At 66.2% G+C, this 19,072-nt stretch carries 16 protein-coding genes; 7 read left to right on the top strand and 9 right to left on the bottom strand.

The annotated features are described in order from the left end of the window. Positions 1–13: 13 nt before the first annotated feature. The 3 genes from OR37_RS05685 to OR37_RS05675 all read right to left on the bottom strand — a co-directional run bounded on the left by OR37_RS05685 (position 14) and on the right by OR37_RS05675 (position 2,871). Complete coding sequence (locus OR37_RS05685) at positions 14–556, bottom strand: RpiB/LacA/LacB family sugar-phosphate isomerase (RefSeq protein ID WP_081612880.1); 543 nt, start codon at positions 554–556, stop codon at positions 14–16. A 125-nt stretch (positions 557–681) separates the two neighbouring features. Then, positions 682–1,986, bottom strand: coding sequence for an MFS transporter (locus OR37_RS05680; RefSeq protein ID WP_035016998.1), 1,305 nt, complete (start codon positions 1,984–1,986; stop codon positions 682–684). Between the two features lie 63 nt (positions 1,987–2,049). Beyond that, positions 2,050–2,871, bottom strand: coding sequence for a 2-keto-4-pentenoate hydratase (locus tag OR37_RS05675; protein WP_004616824.1), 822 nt, complete (start codon positions 2,869–2,871; stop codon positions 2,050–2,052). Positions 2,872–3,099: 228 nt separating this feature from the next. Between OR37_RS05675 and OR37_RS05670 the strand changes: the two genes are divergently transcribed. Beyond that, positions 3,100–3,468 (top strand): BlaI/MecI/CopY family transcriptional regulator, encoded by a 369-nt coding sequence (locus tag OR37_RS05670; protein ID WP_004616823.1) that lies wholly within the window; start codon positions 3,100–3,102, stop codon positions 3,466–3,468. 20 nt (positions 3,469–3,488) lie between these two features. Here the strand turns inward: OR37_RS05670 and otsA are convergent, their stop codons facing one another. The 4 genes from otsA to OR37_RS05650 all read right to left on the bottom strand — a co-directional run bounded on the left by otsA (position 3,489) and on the right by OR37_RS05650 (position 10,720). Further along, entirely contained in the window at positions 3,489–4,982 is a 1,494-nt protein-coding gene (otsA, locus tag OR37_RS05665; protein ID WP_004616822.1) for an alpha,alpha-trehalose-phosphate synthase (UDP-forming), read from the bottom strand. Beyond that, the gene (gene otsB, locus OR37_RS05660; protein WP_004616821.1) at positions 4,979–5,764 is read right to left on the bottom strand and encodes a trehalose-phosphatase; all 786 of its coding nucleotides are present in this window, start codon (positions 5,762–5,764) and stop codon (positions 4,979–4,981) included. Before otsB ends, otsA begins: the two co-directional genes overlap by 4 nt. A 119-nt stretch (positions 5,765–5,883) precedes the next feature. Beyond that, a complete protein-coding gene (locus tag OR37_RS05655) occupies positions 5,884–8,766 on the bottom strand; it encodes a TonB-dependent receptor (RefSeq protein WP_235046551.1) in 2,883 nt (960 codons plus the stop codon). A 145-nt stretch (positions 8,767–8,911) separates the two neighbouring features. Then, the gene (locus tag OR37_RS05650) at positions 8,912–10,720 is read right to left on the bottom strand and encodes a glycoside hydrolase family 15 protein (RefSeq protein ID WP_004616819.1); all 1,809 of its coding nucleotides are present in this window, start codon (positions 10,718–10,720) and stop codon (positions 8,912–8,914) included. 218 nt (positions 10,721–10,938) lie between these two features. Here OR37_RS05650 and OR37_RS05645 point away from each other — a divergent pair, with 218 nt between their 5' ends. Genes OR37_RS05645 through OR37_RS05635 form a run of 3 tightly spaced genes read left to right on the top strand, consistent with a single transcriptional unit; the run spans position 10,939 to position 13,528 of the window. After that, the gene (locus tag OR37_RS05645) at positions 10,939–12,471 is read left to right on the top strand and encodes a L,D-transpeptidase family protein (protein ID WP_004616818.1); all 1,533 of its coding nucleotides are present in this window, start codon (positions 10,939–10,941) and stop codon (positions 12,469–12,471) included. Positions 12,472–12,530: 59 nt separating this feature from the next. Next, complete coding sequence (locus tag OR37_RS05640; RefSeq protein ID WP_004616817.1) at positions 12,531–13,169, top strand: DUF882 domain-containing protein; 639 nt, start codon at positions 12,531–12,533, stop codon at positions 13,167–13,169. Between the two features lie 17 nt (positions 13,170–13,186). Then, positions 13,187–13,528 carry a hypothetical protein gene (locus tag OR37_RS05635; protein ID WP_004616816.1) on the top strand — a complete coding sequence of 114 codons (342 nt, stop codon included), beginning with the start codon at positions 13,187–13,189 and terminating at the stop codon, positions 13,526–13,528. Here the strand turns inward: OR37_RS05635 and OR37_RS05630 are convergent, their stop codons facing one another. Beyond that, positions 13,529–14,101: a DUF4337 domain-containing protein gene (locus OR37_RS05630; protein WP_004616815.1), complete on the bottom strand. Its 573-nt coding sequence runs from the start codon at positions 14,099–14,101 to the stop codon at positions 13,529–13,531. 126 nt (positions 14,102–14,227) lie between these two features. Here OR37_RS05630 and OR37_RS05625 point away from each other — a divergent pair, with 126 nt between their 5' ends. Further along, positions 14,228–14,596, top strand: coding sequence for a GFA family protein (locus tag OR37_RS05625; RefSeq protein WP_081612879.1), 369 nt, complete (start codon positions 14,228–14,230; stop codon positions 14,594–14,596). A 12-nt stretch (positions 14,597–14,608) separates the two neighbouring features. Here the strand turns inward: OR37_RS05625 and OR37_RS05620 are convergent, their stop codons facing one another. Continuing rightward, entirely contained in the window at positions 14,609–14,956 is a 348-nt protein-coding gene (locus tag OR37_RS05620; RefSeq protein ID WP_004616814.1) for an arsenate reductase family protein, read from the bottom strand. A gap of 176 nt (positions 14,957–15,132) precedes the next feature. Here OR37_RS05620 and OR37_RS05615 point away from each other — a divergent pair, with 176 nt between their 5' ends. Both OR37_RS05615 and OR37_RS05610 read left to right on the top strand, forming a co-directional pair. After that, positions 15,133–16,419, top strand: coding sequence for an Nramp family divalent metal transporter (locus OR37_RS05615; RefSeq protein WP_004616813.1), 1,287 nt, complete (start codon positions 15,133–15,135; stop codon positions 16,417–16,419). Between the two features lie 254 nt (positions 16,420–16,673). Continuing rightward, positions 16,674–19,070 (top strand): TonB-dependent receptor, encoded by a 2,397-nt coding sequence (locus tag OR37_RS05610; RefSeq protein ID WP_004616812.1) that lies wholly within the window; start codon positions 16,674–16,676, stop codon positions 19,068–19,070. The last annotated feature ends 2 nt before the right edge of the window (positions 19,071–19,072 follow it).

The following is a 19,072-nucleotide window of genomic DNA, read 5'->3' as shown; positions in this document are numbered from 1 at the left end:
CCGACAGCTTGTGTCAAAGGGTCTTGAGCGCAGAAATATCCAGCTTGGCTAGGCGCTCGCGACGCTCGGCGTATCGGTCGCCTTCGGCGGCGGTGTTCAGGAACGTCGCCAGGATGCGCTCGGCCGTTTCCGGGGGCGTGAGATCGGCTCCAAGCACCAGCATGTTGGCGTCGCCGTGCCGTCGAGCCGAAAGGGCTTCCTCTGGCGTATGGAGTAGGGTGGCCCGGATGAACGGAAAGCGGTTGGCCGTGATCGCCATCATCTGGCCGCTGCCGCAGATCCCGATCGCGAAGTCGCAACGACCGCCCTGGATGCCGGCCGCCAGCGCGACCGCGTAGTCCATCGCGTCGACGCGTTCGGCGCTCTGGTTGGTTCCGTGGTCCGTCACCGTGTAGCCATTGGCGGCGAGCCAGGTTTTCAAGTGCGTCTTCAAGTCCGCCCCGCGATGGTCGGCGGCGATCGCGATGGGTTTATCGGTCAGTTTGCGGATCATATCCGGCAATGTCGCCCAAGTTTGATTAGAGGCGTCATAGCAGGGTTTGTCGGAGTGTCGCATGGCTGCTTGCGACCGGGCGTCGTGATCGGGCGTTGACGATAGATCAGGGCGTCCGACTTCTGGCGGGGATGCGAGCGCTGATGGCCGAACGGTTGGATCTTTAGATCCAACCGTCCAGACGCCGGTCAGCCCTTGCCGAATTCCACCGGTTCCATCTTCGGCGACAGCAGGTGGACGACCAGCAGCGCGACCAGATAGGCCGAGCCGGCGACCAGGAAGATCGGGGCGTAGGTGCCGATGCCATCCAACACCTTGCCGATATATTTGGAGAAGGCCATGCCGCCGAACGCGCCCAGCATGCCGCCGATGCCGACGACCGATCCGACCGCGCCGCGCGGAAAGACGTCCGAGGGCAGGGTGTAGAGGTTGGCCGAGAAGCCCTGGTGAGCGGCGGTGGCGACGCCGATGATCAGCACGGCAAGCCAGACATTGCTGGCGTTGGCGGCGAACATCACCGGCACGGCGAGGAGGGCGCAGACCAGCATGGTCAGCTTGCGGGCCTTGTTGATGCTGGCCCCGTTCTTCATCAGCGTGGAGGACATCCAGCCGCCGGCCACCGAGCCGACGTCGCTCATGAGGTAGATGGCGATCAGCGGGGGGCCGAAGGTCTTGAGGTCCAGGTGATAGGTCTTGCCCAGGAAGTCGGGCAGCCAGAACAGGAACATCCACCAGATCGGGTCGATCAGGAACTTGCCCAGAGCGAAGGCCCAGGTTTCCTTCTTGGTCAGCAGCTTGGCCCAGCCGATCTTCTCGACGGGGTCGGCGGGGTCCTGCTCGATATAGGCCAGTTCGGCGGCCGACAGGCGCTTCTGCTCGCGCGGGCGGCGATAGACCAGCAGCCAGATGGGCAGCCAGATCAGGCCGGCGACGCCCGTGACGATGAAGGCCATCTGCCACCCGAAGGCCAGCACGACGCCCGGAACGACCAGCGGCGTGACGATGGCGCCGATATTGGTGCCGGCGTTGAACAGGCCGGTGGCGTAGGCGCGCTCCTTCTTGGGGAACCATTCGGCCACGGCCTTGATTCCGCCCGGGAAGCCGCCGGCCTCGCCGATGCCCAATCCCATGCGGGCGACCATGAAGCCGGTGAAGCCGCGCGCGCCGGCGTGGGCGATGTGGGCGACCTGCCAGATCAGGAAGGCGACGCCGAAGCCCCAGCGGGCCCCGATCTTGTCCATCACCTTGCCCCAGCCGAGATAGGCCACGGCATAGGCCAGCTGGAAGTAGAAGACGAGGTCGGCATAATGGGTTTCGTCCCAGCCGAACTCTTTGGAAAGATTGGCCTTCAGCAAGCCGATCGTCTGACGATCCACATAGTTGATGACCATCGCCGCGAACAGCAGCGTGACGATCACCCACCGATAGCGCCCGATCTTTTCGGAGGGCGCGGGCGGCTTGATAGCGTCCATGGACCGATCTTCCTTCCCAATGTCAGGAGCGCGGCGGCCGCCGGACTTGCTGCCCGTGTTCGGCCGTCGCGCCCGCGTCTCGTTCTAGTTCGCCGGAACGGCGACGCAGTCCACGCTGCCGAAGGGGCCGAAGCTCACGTGGGCCACGTCACCGGCGACCACGTCGTGGATGCCCGTGGTCGCGCCGGTGGTGACGATCATGCCCTTCTTCAACGGCCTGCCGCGCGCCGCGACGGTTCCCAGCAGGAACGCCAGGGCCGCCAGGGGCGAGCCCGGAATGGTCGCGGCGGTGGCCACGCCGACCGACTGGCCGTTGATGAAGGTCTCGACCGGCATATCTTCCCAGGCGATGTCGCGCCAGTTCAAAATGGCCTGACCAATGATCTGACCATCGTTATTGCCAAAGTCAGACATGACCACGGTCGGACCCAGGGCATTGATCGTGGCCAGCGGGCTTCCGGCGATCTCGACGCCGACCAACAGCTCGCCCACATAGTCGGCGGCCTCCTCGGCGGTCCATTGAGTCTTGTCAGCCGGGGCGTCCTTGCCGACGCGGACGATGAATTCGGCCTCGACGGCGCAGAAGCCGCCGGCGATGGCGCGGAACGCGTTCGGCTCGTCGCTCTTGGCGTCCTGGACCTTGGACTTGAAGATGCAGCCGGCCAGACGGTCGACGCCCAGGCGTTCGCGGTGCTGTGGCGGAACCAGACCGACCTTCCAGCCAACCAGTTCGTCGGGCCAAAGACCGATGGCGATGTCCTGAACGGCATAACCTTCCGCGACCGTCGCGGGAATCACGCCGCCCGGATAGCCGGGGACGCTGACGCCATCCTGGCGGGCCTTGACGAATTGGGGAGCGATGACCGCGGGGGCGAAAACCTCGCTGTCGGCCTCAGAAACGGTCACGCCGCGGTTCCTCCCTCGAATAAGGCGCACATCCCCGCTTGGCGGGTTTGTGATGTCTCTAGTGGAAACCGGTGTCATTGACAATGAGGGCCTAAGACGACGGTCGCCGCCGCGGCCCGTCGCGCCGGACGGCGATTTCGGTGACGCCCTCGGCCCCGCGACCGCCCCCCGTGCTTGACACGCGTGGCGGCGCGCCTATCGTCGGCGAGAATTACGGATGTAAGCGTCATGCACATCACCGCCGCCGAAGCCCATGTCATGGAAGCGCTGTGGCGCCGCGCGCCGCTATCGGCCGACGAACTGGTCGCCGAGGTCGGCGCGTCGCAGCAATGGGGCGAGGCCACCGTCAAGACCCTGATCAATCGGCTTCTGAAGAAAAAGGCGATCAAGTCCGAACGCGCGGACGGCAAGCACGGCTATCGCCCGCTGGTCGACCGCAGCGCCTATGTTTTGTCCGAGAGCCAAGGCCTGCTGGACCGCCTGTTCGAAGGTCAGCTCGCGCCGCTGATCAGCCACTTCGCCCAGCACCGTCCGCTGAAGGCCGAGGAAGTGGCCAAGCTGAAGAAGCTGATCGAGGGTATGGAAGAAGGGCGCTAGTCCGGGGACTGCCCGACGGGCTACCCGCGCATCGCCCGGGCTTCGGCCGCTCGCTCGCGCAGCGCCTTCGCCGCGACATCCAGGCTTCGCACCGGCGTCTTCTCCTGGGGCTCTGGCTTATCCGCGTCCGGTTCCGGATCGGCCCGCAGCGCCGCCACGAAGTCGTCGCGCCAGGCGGTGACGTCCTCGCGGTTGACGTTATCGAAGAGAGCCTCCCAGCGTCGTTTGCGTTCGGCGAGGTCCATCGAAAGCGCCCGCTCCAGAGCGTCGGAGATTTCCTCCGGGCTGTTGGGGTTCACGATGAGGGCCTCTTTCATCTGCCGTGCGGCTCCGGCGAAGCGCGACAGGATCAGGACGCCTGGGTCCTCGGGATCCTGGGCGGCCACGTATTCCTTGGCCACCAGATTCATGCCGTCCCGCAAGGGCGTGACTAGGGCCGCCTTGCTGGCGCGATAGACGCCCGCCAGCTCGTCGCGCCGGTACGAGCGATTGACATAGCGGATGGGGGTGGAATCCATCTCCGCGTAGGCCCCGTTGATCCGTCCGATCAGGCCGTCCAGCCGGGTCCGCAGATCTTGATAGGCCTCGACCTCGTCGCGCGAGAGCGGCGCGATCTGCAAAAGCATCACCTCGCGGCGCAGGTCCGGATGGTCGTGCAGGAACCGCTCGAAGCCGATCAGCCGTTCCTCCAGCCCCTTGGAATAGTCAAGCCGGTCGACGCCGACGACCATCTTGCGAAACACGCTGTGGGCCATCATTCGGTCGTAGACCTTGCGGGCCGTCTCGCCTTGAACGATCTGGGCGAAGTCCTTGGCGTCGACCCCGATCGGAAAGGCTTGAGCCTTCAGTCCGCGGCCGAAGGCCTCGAGCTCGCCGCGCTCGGTCTTGCGGCCCTGCACCTCCGAGAACACGTAGCCCTCGAAGGCCTGCAGCGACTCCTCGGTCTGGAAGCCGATCAGGTCATAGTCGAACAGGGCTTCCACCAGGGCGCGGTGGCGCGGCAGGGTGACCACCAGTTGGTGCGCCGGCCAGGGGATGTGCAGGAAGAAGCCGATCCGATTGGTCACACCCATGCGCCGCAGCTCGCGGGCCAGTGGGATCAGGTGATAGTCGTGAACCCAGACGATGTCGTCCGGCTCGATCAATGGCAGCAGAGTCTCGGCGAAGCGCTTGTTGACCCGGTCGTAGCCCTCGCCGAACGAGCGGTCATAGGCGGTCAGGTCGACGCGATAATGGAACAGCGGCCATAGCGTCTTGTTGGCGTAGCCATTGTAATATTCCTGATAGTCCGTCTCCTCGAGGTCCACCGTGGCGACGGTCACGCCCTCGATCCGCTGCATGTTCAGCTGTCCGGTGAACTCCGGGATGGTCTTGCCGCTCCAGCCGAACCAGATGCCGGAATATTCGCGCAAGGCCGCCGCCAGGGCCATGGCCAGGCCCCCGACGCTGCCTTCGCCGCCCTCGGCTGGGTTCGGCGGGTTCACGCGGTTGGATACGACGATCAGCCGGCTCATGCGCTGGCCTCCATCGGGATCCGCAGTCCCTCCAGCCAGCGAAACACGGCCTCGTGGTCGCTGAGCCGATAACGCGCCGCCGTCGGCCGGGCCGGGCCGACCAGCACGCCAAAGCCGCCCAGACGGTCGGCGGCCGTAAAGCCGTCCTCGTCGGTCAGGTCATCGCCCACAAAGATCGGCGTGGCGTTGGTAAAAGGCGTCTCGCGCAGGAAGGCTCGCACGGCCGCGCCCTTGTCGGCGCCGGGCGTGCGCAGCTCGGCGACCATGTCGCCCTGCTGAAGCACCAGGCCGGTGGCCTGGGACAGCCGCTCGGCCGCCTCGTTGACGGCCTCGGCGCAGGCCGGAGCGTTGCGGTAGTGCAGGGCGATGCTTAGGCCCTTGTCCTCGAACAGCAATCCGCGTTCGCAATCGGCCAGCTCGCCGAGGATGCGCCGAGCCTCCTCCAGCCCCGGGTGAGGCTCGCGGTCGACCAACTGGCCGTCGGCGGTGCGGCGCACCAGCCCGTGCACGGCGGCGATCGCGCGCACGCCGCCGCCCAGGATGTGGTCGAGGTCCGGCAGCGACCGACCGCTCACCACGGCGAGGCGCCCGTCCAGCACCGCGATCAGGCGGGCCAGAAGCCGCGCGCGGCGTGGGTCGGGCCCCACGTCGTCCGGGCGCGGCATGATTGGCGCCAGGGTGCCATCGAGATCAAGGAACAGCGCCAGGCGATGCGGCGCGATCAGGGGCGGGGAGGCCGTCGCGACGGTTTCGGAACGCACGGCCGGTTGAGCCACGGTCATGGCGACTTCCCCCTCGGTTGTAAGCAACATGCCGGTGGAAACGCCGAACGGGCCGGTTCGATCCCGAGGGATATCCGCCCAGGCGCATCCGCCGACAGCTCGCGGGGATTTAGGGGGCGCTAGAAGATCAGCTTGCGAACGCTGAGCTGCAGCACGCGGCCGCGCGGGTCCAGGTAGTCGGGCTGGTAGGTGATGGGTGTGGCGCCGGTGGCGTCGCGGACGGTCTGTCGCTGATCGAACAGGTTGTTGGCCGCCAGGGTCAGGCGCACGCCCCGCAGGATGGGATGGGCCTGGACCAGTTCGCGCCGAACGCTCAAGTCGGCGAAGAGCCGCAGGTTGATGGTCGCCAGGCTGGAGAAGTCCAGATCGCTGGACGCGCCGCCCAGGGTCCCGCCGCGCACGTGGGTCGCGCTTTGCCAATTGGCCGTGGCGCGGGCGCCCAGGCCGTAGTGGGTGATGCCGACCTGGGCCTCGACTTCGTTACGCGACTGGCCGCCGCCCGAGCCTAGGACGTCGCCGTTCAGGAGATCGAGGGCCGGGACGCCGTTGGCGATCCAGACTTTTTCGCGCAGGTGGATGGTGTGGTACAGCGATAGCTGCAGGCGCGTGGCGCGCGGGTTGCCGCCGCCTCGGCCGCCGAAGCCCCCAAAGCCGCCCCGCCCGCCGCCGAAGCCCTGACCGCCTCCGAAATTCCGGCTTCCGCCGTCCGCCTCCGAACGGGGCGCATTGCCGTCGCTTGGCGCGGTCTGGGTTTGCGGATCGCGCGACGCGACCGAGCCGTCCGCTTGCGGGGCGGAGGAGGGATGATCGCCGCTATTGGCCCCGTTGGCGTCGCCGCCGCTTGGGCCGCCTCGCCGCAGCAGGTCCGCGCCTGGGAAGCCTTGGCCCGGCGGACGCTCGGGGCGCGGCGGCGTCTTGCCGATCTGGTGCGAGAAGTTGAAACCCCAGCGGAACTGGTCGCTTTCGCGGCGCTGGAAATTGACCGGCCGGCTGTCGATGCGCGTCAAGGCTCCGGTCGCGTCGCGAGTGAAGCGGTCCGGGAAGGCCGCCTCGACCGCCGCCGTGGCCGCCGGGAAGCCCGCCACCGGATTGTCGGTTCGGATGCGCGTATAGTTGGCCGTGATCGACAGGCCGTCGATCTGGGTCGGTTTGTAGGTCCCGCCCAGCTTCAGGGCGTGGCGCGTTTCGGCTCTCAAACCGGTGTTCCCGCCGCTGACGCGGGTGACATCCACCGTCTGTCCGGTGACGTAGTCAAAGACCCGCGCGTCCGGCGTCGTGACCAGAGGATTGCCCAACTGGGCCAAGCTGGGGGCGTTGTCGGTCTCGGTATAGGAAACCAGGAAGCTCACCGGCTTGACCGGCGACCAGTTCAGGCCGCCGCCCACCGAAGCCAGGGTCCCGAAATCCGACAGCTTGTGCGCGCCCATATGGACGTTCACCGAGAAGTCGCCGAGCGCCGCGCGCACGTTTCGGCGTCGGCTGGTCAGCGGCAGGTCGAAGCTGACCTGGCCGTTGAAGTCGCCACGCGACAGGCTGGTGTCGGTCGAAAGTCCCGAGCGGATCGAGGTCGACTCCTGCCTGGAGCCGTCTAGCCCGAGCTTGAAGGTGGTCGACAGGTCGCCGGCCTTGAAATGGGCCAGGGCGCCGTTGGCCACGAACTGCAGATCGCCGGTGTCGCTAGTCGAGCGAGCGCGGTCGGTGGTGACGGGGAGGGTTCCGGTCAGCGGCGCGAACGGGTTGAGGGTCGGGTCGAGCGCCGCCAGGCGGGTCTGGACGCTGGTCAGATCGACGCCGCGATCGGTCTCGGTCTTGTTGACGGCGTGGTCGTAGGTTCCGGTCAGGGACAGGCGCAGGGCCTCGGTTTCCCGATTGAGCGTGAAGCCCAGGTGGCCCGAAAGATTGCGCGAGGTCTGACCCAGCGGGGAAAGCTCGCCCAGATAGCGATAGAGCGCCACGTCCTGGCTGAATGGCGAGAAGGGATCGCCGGCCGGCACGGTCAGCCGCGCCCGCGCCGGGCCCAGCAGGGAGTCGTTCTGAGATGCGGTCAGACCCAGGTTCAACGTCGCCGAGACTTTGTCCAGGATGTAGCGGTTATAGACCGTGTTGATCGTCAGCTGGGCGCTTTCCGGCAGCAGGGTGCGGCTATGGGAAAGGTCGCTGGTGTTGGCTTGGTTGGCGGTCGGCGCGAAAGCCGAGAGCGCCGGTCGACCGCTCGCGGCGGAGGCGGGCACGCCGGCGACGGTGACGGGCGCGCCGACCAGGGCGCTAAGCGCTGGGTCGATCTCGGCGCCGAGGCGCGGCGCGGCGGGACCGACGTTGCCGACCAGAGCATAGAGGCCGGTCTGGCCCATGCTGATCAGATCGCGATCGCTTTCCAGCAATTGGTCGCTGTGCTGCAGCTTGACCGCCACGTTCATGCGACCATCGCGGTTCAGCCGCAGGCGGGAATAGTTGGCCTGTTCGTTCGTCTGGCCGCCTTCCGTGGGCCTGCCGACCAAGCCCTCGACGGTCTGGGCGCGGAAGCGCTGGCGCAGCACGATATTGACCACCTTCTGGTCCGCCGAATAGCCGTACTTCAACGCCACTTCTTCCGGCAGGATCTCGACCCGCTGGATGGCCTCGGTCGGAATGTCGCGCATCTCGCCCATGCCCGAGATGCGGCGGCCGTTGAGCAGCAGGATCGGATCCCCGCCAAGGCCGCTGGTGGTCTGGGGCGTCAGCTCGGACAACAGGTCCTCTATCGAGCTGACCCCGAACGCGCGGACATCGGCGGCGTTGAAGGTCTCTTCCGGCGGAATGTCGCCGAGCACCGCGCCGTAGGGCTTGCCGGTCGAGGTGATGGTGATGGCGTCGACCTCGTTGTCGAGATCCTCGGGCGTCACGGACTTGGGGGGCGGCTTCTTGATCGGAGCCCTCGGCGCGGGAGCCGCTGTCGGCGACGGAGCCGGCGCGACGGCCGGCTTGACGTCCTGAGCCTGCGCCTGCACCGCGACGGGCGCCACGCACCCCAGGAAACCGACAAAAGCCAAACCTCGGCGCACCAACTTTGTCCTCCGACCTTGAAACCCCGCAGTTGAGGGCGGCGTGTGACGTCCGGATTTCAAAGTTTTCCGGCGTCGCAACATCGATTCCCGAACGCGGGGCTGTCTACCGCACGGAGGTCCACGGGCGGCTCAAAAGAACGGCGCAGTTGATCAGGCCCACCAGGGAATAGGTCTGCGGGTAGTTGCCCCAGAGCTCTCCATCAGCGAAGCCGATGTCCTCGGAGAGCAGGCCCGCGCCGGTGCGGCGCGACAGCATGTCCTCGAACAGCGCCCGCGCTTCGTCCGAGCGGCCCGACAGATGCAGGGCCTCGATCAACCAAAAGGTGCAGATATTGAACGCCGTCTGGGGCGAGCCGAAGTCGTCGGGGATGGCGTAGCGCAGCAGATAGGCTCCCCGCCGCAGGCCCTCCTCGACGGCCCTGAGCGTAGCGACATTGCGCGGGTCGTCGGCGGTGTGGAAGCGCAGATCCACCAGTTGCAGCAGAGAGGCGTCCAGCTCGTCGCCTTCGAAGGTCGCGGCGAAGCGGCCCAGCTGGTCGTTCCAGGCCCGGTCCTCGATGACCTTGCGAACATGGGCCGCCCTGCCGTTCCAGAACGCGGCGTTGTCCTTCAGCCCCAGCTTTTCGGCCGCGTTGCCCAGCCGGTCGCACGCGGCCCAGCACATGGCCGAGGAATAGGTGTGCACATTAGCGCGGCCCCGGAACTCCCAGAGGCTGGCGTCGGGTTGGTCATGGAGCTGGAACGCCCGCTCGCCCAAGGGCTCCAGCGCCTCGAAGTCCTCGACGGTGGCCGGTCGCAGCAGCCGTTCGTCGAAGAAAGCCTGGACGGTCGACAGGATGATCTGGCCGTACACGTCGTTCTGGATGTGCTCGAAGGCCTGGTTGCCGACGCGCACGGGTCCCATTCCGCGATAGCCGGGGAGGGCGGGGGCGAAACGTTCCGTCAGCCGCTCCTCGAACCCCACGCCGAACAGCGGCTGGATATGACCGCCGTCGGCCCGGTCGACGATGTTGCGCAGATAGCCCAGGTAGTTTTCCAGGACGTCGACCGCGCCCAAGCGATTGAGGGCCTGGACCACATAGTAGGCGTCGCGCAGCCAGCAGTAACGATAGTCCCAGTTCCGGCCGCTGTCGGCGTGTTCGGGGATCGAGGTGGTCAGGGCCGCGACGATGGCGCCGGTTTCCTCGTGCATGCAGAGCTTCAGGGTGATGGCCGCGCGGATCACCGCCGTCTGCCATTCCAGCGGCACGGCCAGGCCTCGAACCCAATGTTTCCAATAGCTGTCGGTCTCGCGCAGCATCCGCTCGCAGGTGGGGCCGATCGGCGCGTCGAAGCCTTCATCGGCGCCCAGATACATGGCGATTGGACGCTCCAGGCGGAACGTGCGCTCTTCCAGGATGTGCGAGACCGGCGCGTCGGTGGAAAGGCGCAGGGTCATGTCCGAGCACAGATAGCGAATGTGGTTAGAGCCCGAGGTGTGCTCGGCCGCCCGCGCGCCCCAATCGGCGGTGGGACGCGCGCGCAGGGTGATCCGCGCGACGCCGACCACCGGCCGGATCAGGCGCACGAAGGCCGTCGGGCGAAAGGTTCGGCCGAATTGCTGGTAGCGGGGCGCGAAATCCAGAATCTCGATCCGCGCGCCGTCCTCGTCGGCGATCTCGGTGCGCAGGATCGGCGTGTTGCGGAGATAGCCCTGACGCACCTCGGCGCGGCGCTCGACCAGCACGTCCCACAGGCCCTGGGCCGTCGGGCCGTCCGGATCGGCGTCGTCCAGCAGGGCGCTGAAGACGGGATCGGAGTCGACGCGCGGCGCGCACGCCCAGACGAAGCGTCCGGCCGTGTCGATCAGCGCGCTGACCGCGCAGTTGCCGATCGGAAAGAGGTCCAGCGTCTTCTGGGAAGGTTTGGTCATGGTCACGCCCCGGGCCGTTGCGGGTATTCCCCGTTTTCGGTGAAACCGACGGTGTGGCTTGCGGGTTCCTCTTTCGAGAAAACCGGCGTCGGGAGGGGCGCGAGGCTCGTCTTTCACGCTACTCGCGTTGACGGCGACCGCCCCGACCAGCCATTGAAACCTTAACGCGGCGCGGCCGCGTAACGCGCGGGCGGGCCTGTTCGAGAGTGATGCGAGTGATGAAAACCTTGAGCGCGGCGTCGGCGATCGCGCTCGGCCTCCTGACCGCCGCCTCCGCGCTCGCCCAGTCCCAGCGGCCGCCGCTGACCGGCGGGCGTCCGCCGCAGCAGCAGCCCCAGAACGCGCCCGTCATTCCGGCCCAACCCAGGAGCTACGCGCCGCCAGTTGACCCTTACCAGGTCTCGCTGCGTTCGGATCAGATCGACACGTTGCTGCGAACGCTGACCGACGCGCCGCTGCATGGCTTCGCGCCGACCGACTTCGCGCCGGATCAGGCGATCGCCTTGCTCTCCTCGCGCGATCCGAACGCGCGCGCCTCGGGCCAAGCCCAACTGATCGCCAAGACCTTGTCCTATGCCCGCGCCGTCCATACAGGGCGGCTGCCGGCCAGCGGTTTCATGAACGAATGGGGCCTGCGCCCCGCCGCCTACGATCCGGCGCCCGAGTTCGTGGCGGCGACCCAGCAGGATCGCCTCGCGGACTGGCTGGCCAACCTGCCGCCGCCCTATACCGGCTATCAGACCCTGCAGAAGGGGCTTGTCACCTATCGCGACATCGCGGCCAAGGGCGGCTGGCTCCCGGTGGCCCCTGGAGCGCCGCTCAAGGAAGGCTCGACAGGACCGCGCGTCGTGGCCTTGGAGGCGCGCCTGGCCGCCGAGGATCCGACCGTCGCCGTCGATGGCGCGCCGATCTTCGACGCGGCCCTGACCCAGGCGGTGCAGCGCGCTCAAAAGCGCTTCGGCCTGAACCCGAATGGCGTGGTGGACAAGAAGACCCTGGACGCGCTGAACACGCCCGTCGAGCGGCGCATCGACCAGATCCAGGCCAATATGGAGCGCTGGCGCTGGCTGCCCCAGACCCTGCCGGCCGACCGGATCCAGGTCAATGTCGCGGCGGCCATCCTGTCGGTGTTCAGCCACGACACCCCGACCCTCACCATGCGCGCCGTCACCGGCCGCCCGGGCGACGAGACGCCGATGCTGTCGTCGATGATCCACTCGATCGTGCTGAACCCGCCATGGAACGTGCCGTCGACCATCGCCGCCAAGGAGCTGTGGCCCAAGGAGCGGGCGCATCCGGGCTATCTGGCCCGCAATGACTTCATCGTTATCCCGACCGGCGATGGCGGTTCGCGCCTGCAGCAGAAGGCTGGGCCCAAGGCGGCGCTGGGCCAGGTGAAGTTCGACTTCAACAACCCCTATGGGGTCTATCTGCACGACACGCCCAGCCGCTCGAAGTTCGACAGCTTCAGCCGCCTGGCCAGCCACGGGTGCGTGCGCTTGCAGAAACCGATCGAATTGGCCAAGGCGCTGATGGCCGGTGACCCGATCTGGACCCCGGAAAAGATCGACGAAACCCTGGCGTCCGGCGAAACCGTGCGCGCGAAGCTGCCTCAGCAGATCGCGGTCTTCCTGCTCTATTGGACGGCCTATGTGACCCCCGATGGGCAGGTCAATTTCCGAGATGATCCTTATGGCTGGGATCGCGAGCTGGTGCAGCGGATTGCCGCACTTCGTCCCGGCTCAGCTTGATCTTCGGGAACTTTTAGGGTGTCCTCCCCGGCGTTTTAGTGTCGGGTCAAGGGCGTACCATGCATCGACGGAAGCTGCTCCAGATGGGGCTCGGCGTGCTCGGCGCCGGTCTCTTGCCAGCCGCGGACGCGCGGGCGGACGACGACATCATCGGCGCGATCCTGGAGGGCAAGCAGCCGAACATCGCGCCCCCGTCCTTGGCGCTTTCGCCCCCGCCGCTTGTGGCGGCCAAGCCCGTCGTGACCCAGGCCCGTTGGGTCCATCTGCACAATGTCCATACGGGCGAGAAGCTGGAAGCCGCGTATTGGGAGAACGGCGGCTATGTCCTAGACGCGGTTCAGGCCCTTAACAAGGTGTTGCGCGATTATCGCAACGATCAGGTTCACCCGATGAATCCGGGCCTCTACGACATTCTCGACCAGATCCGGACCAAGACCGAGAGCAAGACCCCGTTCCAAGTCATTTCCGGCTATCGCTCGCCCGCAACCAACAAGCTGCTGCGCGAGCGCAGCGGCGAGGTCGCCAAGCACAGCTTGCACATGGACGGCAAGGCCATGGACATCTATCTGGAGGATGTCGCGCTGGAGCATATCAGGGCCGCGGCCCTGGATCTCGGACGTGGCGGCGTGGGTTATTATCCAGAGAGCAATTTCGTGCACGTCGACGTCGGTCCGGTCCGGCAATGGAAGGGCACGTAACCAAGGACAGGGACTAGATGAGCGAGCGTCGCGGCAATCCGTTCGGTTGGGTCGTTCTGGGCTTTATCGTCGGCGTGCTGACCACGTTCGGAACCATCCTGTTCCTCAGCGCCGGTGACGGCGGCTATGAGGACGGGCCCTCGGAGACCCGCACGGCGGCGGATGACGCGGCCACCGCGGCCATGTCCGCCAAGTCACCATCCGCCCCCGCCCATAGACTTGAGGCCGCCGCGCCGGTCACGACCACGACGCCGGTTCCTCCCGTTCAGCCCGAGCGACCGGCCGGACAGCCGCAACCGCTGGATCCGCAGGTCGCCGACGACGCGGCCGCCGCCGGCATGACCTCGCGGACGCGCTAACTAGCTCAGCAACTTGCTGATGAAGTCCGGGTGGATGGCCCAGCCGAAGAAGCCCGACAGGCCCATCAGCACGCCAAGGGCGCCGAACGTCCAGCTGACGTAGAGGACGACCGCGCTTTCGGTCAGGGCCGCGACGGCCGCCGTCGAGACGGCGATCGAGACCAGAGCGTCGCACATGTCGAACTGGTCGTCGTGATAGTTCAAGTCGTCATAGAGCTTCTCGAAGCCCTTGGCCTTGGCCGCCAGCATCGGCGCCTCGGCCTTGTACTTGGCGATTTGGGTCTTCAATTCGGCGAGGCGCTTGTCGAAGGCCGCCCCATCGCCGGGGCGGACCGCGCTTCGCAGCAGGGTCGCTTCGTCCAGGGACGCTTCGGTGATGTGCAGCTTGGTCCGGGTCGCCTGATACTCGCCCCAGGTGTCGACGGCGTCGGCCTTGGCCTGCTGCATGGCCTGGACGAGGTTGTCGTCCTTGATCTTCATGATGCCCAGAAACACCGACAGCACCACGACGGTGATGGCCACCATGCGGTTCAAGGCCTTGCCCTTGGCCTCGGCCGAGACTTCGATTTCCATCTGACTTTCCCCTTCGACGCGCAGGGAAATGATCGGTTCGCGCGCCGGATTCAAGGCGCGTGTTGCTGACAGCCGGCCGTCAGCAGGAACGGCGCACAATGCTCCCGTCGATCCGGGAGACGCGAATTGATCATAAAGGGCAGTTGTTGCTGCGGGGGCGTCCGCTTCGAGCTGTTCGAGCCGCCGGCTCTGATGGGGACGTGTCACTGCTCGCGCTGCCGCAAGGCTGGATCCAGCACCTACGTCTTCGTGCGGGCGGAGGCGTTTTCCTGGACGGCGGGGCGGGACCTAGTGACGCGCTACCGCCCCAGGCCGCCATTCCGCTTCGTGCGGGCCTTCTGCCGTCGCTGCGGATCAGCGCTGGGCGATCCAGGGAATGGACGGGTTTTCGCCATCGCCGCCAACTGCCTCGACGACGACCCCGGGATCCGGACGGGCTTCCACGAATACACGCCGGACAAGCCTCCATGGCGCGAAGGCTTTGATGATCCGTAATCGGATTATAGGTCAGACGACCGTCAACGCCTTCTCGATCGGCCGGGCCAGGACGACGCCCTTGGGGCCGTCGACGATCGGGCGGTTCACCAGGATGGGATGCTCCAGCATGGCGGACAGGATCGCCTCGTCGGAGACATCGGCCTTCAGAAGGCCCAGTTCCTCGGCCGGGGTGCCACGTTCGCGCAGAAGGCCCTTCAGGTCGGTGTCGGAGCGTCGAACCAGGTCCAGCAGCTGTTCGCGGTTCCAGCCGGTCTTCAAGTACTCGACCACATTGGGCGCGTGGCCCGCCTCGCGCAGGAGCGCCACCACCTTGGTCGAGGTGCTGCATTTGGGGTTGTGGTAGACGGTGACGGTCAAGGGATGAACTCCTGGAAACGCCATCGATCTAGAGGCTTGGCTCGGACGCGTCCACCGCGTGGCGACCAGGGCGCGGCCTCGGCCGACCATGCCCCGTAGCGTTTCGAGGAACGTCCGAGGGCCTCCGCGTGTTGCTCCGTCACGTCTTCCAACGCCGGAACCGAGCGGAGTCGTTCATGGTCTCTCTACGTCGCCGCATCCGGTCGATCGCCCTGTTCGAGCAACTGGGCCCGGGCCTTGTCACTGGGGCGGCGGACGATGATCCCAGCGGCATCGCCACCTATTCGCAGACCGGCGCGAAGTTCGGCTATGGTCTGCTCTGGACCCTGATCCTGACCTACCCGCTGATGAGCGCGATCCAGCTGGTCAGCGCTCGGATCGGCCGGGTGACCGGTAAGGGGCTGGCGCAAAACATGGGCGCGGTGATCCCGCGTGGCGCCGTCACCGGCCTCGTCATCCTGCTGTTCGTCGCCAACACCATCAATATCGGCGCGGACCTGGCGGCGATGGGCGCGTCGGCGGAACTGCTGGCGGGACGGGGCGCGCATCTGTTCACGATCGCGTTCGCGGTGACGTCGCTGCTGTTGCAGATGTTCGTTCCCTACAAGAAGTACGTCCGCATCCTGAAATGGCTGACCCTGGTGCTGCTGGCCTACGTGGCGGTGGTCCTGGTGGTGAAGCTGGACTGGGCCGCCGTCGGTCGCGGCCTGGTTCTTCCCGACCCGGCGATGCTGAAGTCCAAGGACGCGCTCACCACGGTGGTCGCGGTCTTCGGCACCACGATCAGCCCCTATCTCTTCTTCTGGCAGACCGCCCAGGAGGTCGAGGAGGTCGAGCACGACGACGCGGCCAAGCCGCTGAAGGAAGCTCCGCACCAGGCGCGGCCGCAACTGCGACGCCTGCGGTTCGACACCTTCTTCGGCATGGCGGTCTCGAACCTGATCGCCTTGGCCATCATGATCGCCACGGCCGCCACCCTGCACGCGAGCGGTCATCGCGAGATCGGCACGGCCGCAGACGCCGCCAAGGCCCTGGAGCCGGCGGCGGGCAAGTTCGCCTTTCTCCTCTTCGCCTTGGGGATTATCGGCACCGGCCTGTTGTCGGTGCCCGTGCTGGCCGGCTCGGCGGCCTATGCGGTGGGCGAGACGCGCGGCTGGACCTGCGGCCTGGACAACAAGCCCTGGGAAGCCGTCGGATTCTACGCCGTGATCGGCGCGGCGACGTTGTTGGGCGTCGGCATCGATTTGCTGCGCATCGATCCGATCCAGGCGTTGTTCTGGAGCGCGGTGATCAACGGCGTCATCGCCGTGCCGATGATGGTGGTGATGATGGTGGTCGTCTCCCGACGGGATCAGATGGGCCGGTTCATCGCCGGCCCGGCCTTGAAGAGCTTCGGCTGGCTGGCCACGGCCGTCATGGCCGCCGCGACCCTGGCCATGTTCGCGGCCATGGCCACGGGGTGAGATCGATCATCCGTCAATGGATGATAATTATTCTCATAAAACGGTTCGCGCGTCACAAAACATACGCAAGAAGTCCCTAAGAGCGACGCAAAGCTAATGGGGCGCTTTACGATCTAAACGGATATAGCGGCAGCTTTCGTCGTGATGGTCCGATGACCGGGCGCGCGTGTTCAAGCTCGCGTCTCAATATTCGTATGGGCCCCGCCAAAGCATTTGCTTCCCGTTGGGAGCTTGTAGTGTTGGGGATGCGTATAATGACGAAACAAAAGCGTGGCCTGCGCATAAAGCGCGGCTTGGCCTTCCTGTTTTCGAGCAGCATGTTGTTGACCGTGGCTCAGGCTCGCGCGGCCGAGGTCGCCGCCGATCCCAAGCCCGCCGTCGAAAGCGACCGCCTCGAGGAGGTGATGGTCACCGCCCGCAAGCGTTCGGAAGACGTGCAGACCGTACCTACCCCGGTGACCACGATCTCGGCCCAGACGATCGAACGCCAGCACCTCGCGAATTTCACCAACTTCCAATACAAGTTCCCTGCGTTCTCGGTCTACCTTACCAATCCCAAGCAGCAGAACCTGGGCATCCGGGGTATTGGCAACAACGGCTTCAACACCGACGGCATCGACGGTTCGGTCGGCATCTTCGTCGACGGTGTCTATACCGGCCGCCAAGGCATGGTCAGCGGCGACTTCAGCGACATCGCCGACATCGAGCTTCTGCGCGGACCTCAAGGCACGCTGTTCGGCAAGAACACCACCGCCGGCGCGGTGATCATCAATTCCAAGCTGCCGACCTTCACGCCCGAAGCCTCGATCGAGGCCACCGCCGGCGACTACAATCTGCGCGAGGTAAAGGCCAGCGTCTCGGGTCCGCTGATGCAGGACAAACTGGCCGCGCGTATCTCGGCCTTCTACAGCGATCGCGACGGGAACTATCCCAACCGCTCGGGCCGCCCGGACGCCAATGCGCGCCAGGGGCAGGGCGTGAGGGTCCAGTTCCTGGCCAAGGCCAATGACGACGTTACCTTCCGCCTGATCCTTCAGCACACCGAGCAGAACTTCAACTCGACCGGCCCGGTGACGCTGTCGGTCTACAACCCCGCTGCCCTGCAGGCGCGGATGGCCGCTGCCGGCTACACCCTGCTGGTCAGCGACGCCTCCAAGCGTGAAGTCAATATCGACGCGCCGCTGACGGCTTCGACCCACGCCAACCTGGTCAGCGGCCAGCTGGATTGGAACCTGGGCGACAAGGGCCAGATCACCTCGATCAGCGCGTTTCAGAACTGGACCTGCTTCACCAACAACGACAACGACTATACCCAGCTGAACGCGATCCCCGACTACGGCTCGTGCAATGTCGAGCGCCAGTGGTCGCAGGAACTGCGCTGGGCTTCGCCGAAGGACAGGCCGGTCGAGGCAGTCGCCGGCGTCTTCCTGTCCAAGCAGTATCTGGGCGTCAATTCGCGCATTCGCTTCGGCAACCAGTACTATATCTGGGCCGCCAACCCTTCCGCCAGCGCCTTCCCGACCCTCGGGGGCAAGACCTGGGCCCAGGGCGCCTATGCCGATGCGATCGCCGGTTTTGGCATCCGCTCATACGCCAGCTTCCACACCGATACCTCGGCGGTCTTCGGCAATGTCGTCTGGCGTCCGATGGAAGATCGCAAGCTGGCCCTGAACCTGGGTCTGCGCCAAACCTGGGAAGACCGAGACTACGCCTATAGCGGCTGGGTCGAGAGCAATCTGGGCAATTTGAACGCCGCCCAGGTCACGGCGATGTCGGCCGCCGGCGCCAACGCTCAGGTGGGCCGCGCCACCGACTCGCTGACCGACAAGTCGCTTTCCGGCCAGGTGGGCGTCAGCTACCGGGTCACGCCGGATGTCATGGCCTATGTGAACGCCGCGCGCGGTCACAAGTCGGCCGGCTTCAACCTGCTGCCGTTCGACCCCAACACCGCCGTCTATGGCGCGGCTCAGGACGTCAAGGGCGAGACGTCCGACAATATCGAGGCCGGCTTCAAAAGCGAATGGTTCGATCACCGTCTGCTGCTGAACGTCACGGCCTTCGATACCGAGGTGAAGAACTATCAGGCCAATCAGGCGATCGGCGTGGGCAACACCGCCGTCAAGTTCCTGGCCAATGTCGGTTCGCTGCGCTCCAAGGGCGTCGAGATCGAGAGCGAGGCGCGTCTGGGCGACCTGCGCCTGAAGGGCTTCGTCGGCTATGACAAGGCCACTTACGCCAGCTTCCACAACTCGGTCTGTCCGTCCCAGACCACGGCCCTGACCTGCGACCTGACTGGCCGCCAGGTCGCCTGGGCGCCGAAGTGGACCAGCAGTCTGACGATCGACTACTCGCACTCGTTCGTTTCGGGCACGACCAGCTATATCACCCTGGACGGCAACTGGCGCTCGACGCAGAACACGACCATCACCCTGGATCCGGCCGCGCAGATCAAGAGCTACGCCCTGGCCAATCTGCGGGTCGGCACGCTATTTGTGAACAACCGCCTCGACGTCCAGGTTTGGGCCGAAAACCTGTTCGACAAGGCTTATTACATCAACCTCCTGGGCCTGACGAAGTCGACGGGCCTGATCCAGGGCTATCCCGGCAACCCGCGCACCGTGGGCGCCACGGTTCGCTATCGCTTCCAGTAGGG

The sequence above is a fragment of the Caulobacter vibrioides OR37 genome (genome assembly GCF_000372645.1).
Lineage (GTDB): Bacteria > Pseudomonadota > Alphaproteobacteria > Caulobacterales > Caulobacteraceae > Caulobacter > Caulobacter vibrioides_E.
The sequence above is the reverse complement of the archived record's forward strand: the minus strand, read 5'-3'. Positions and strand labels throughout refer to the sequence as shown.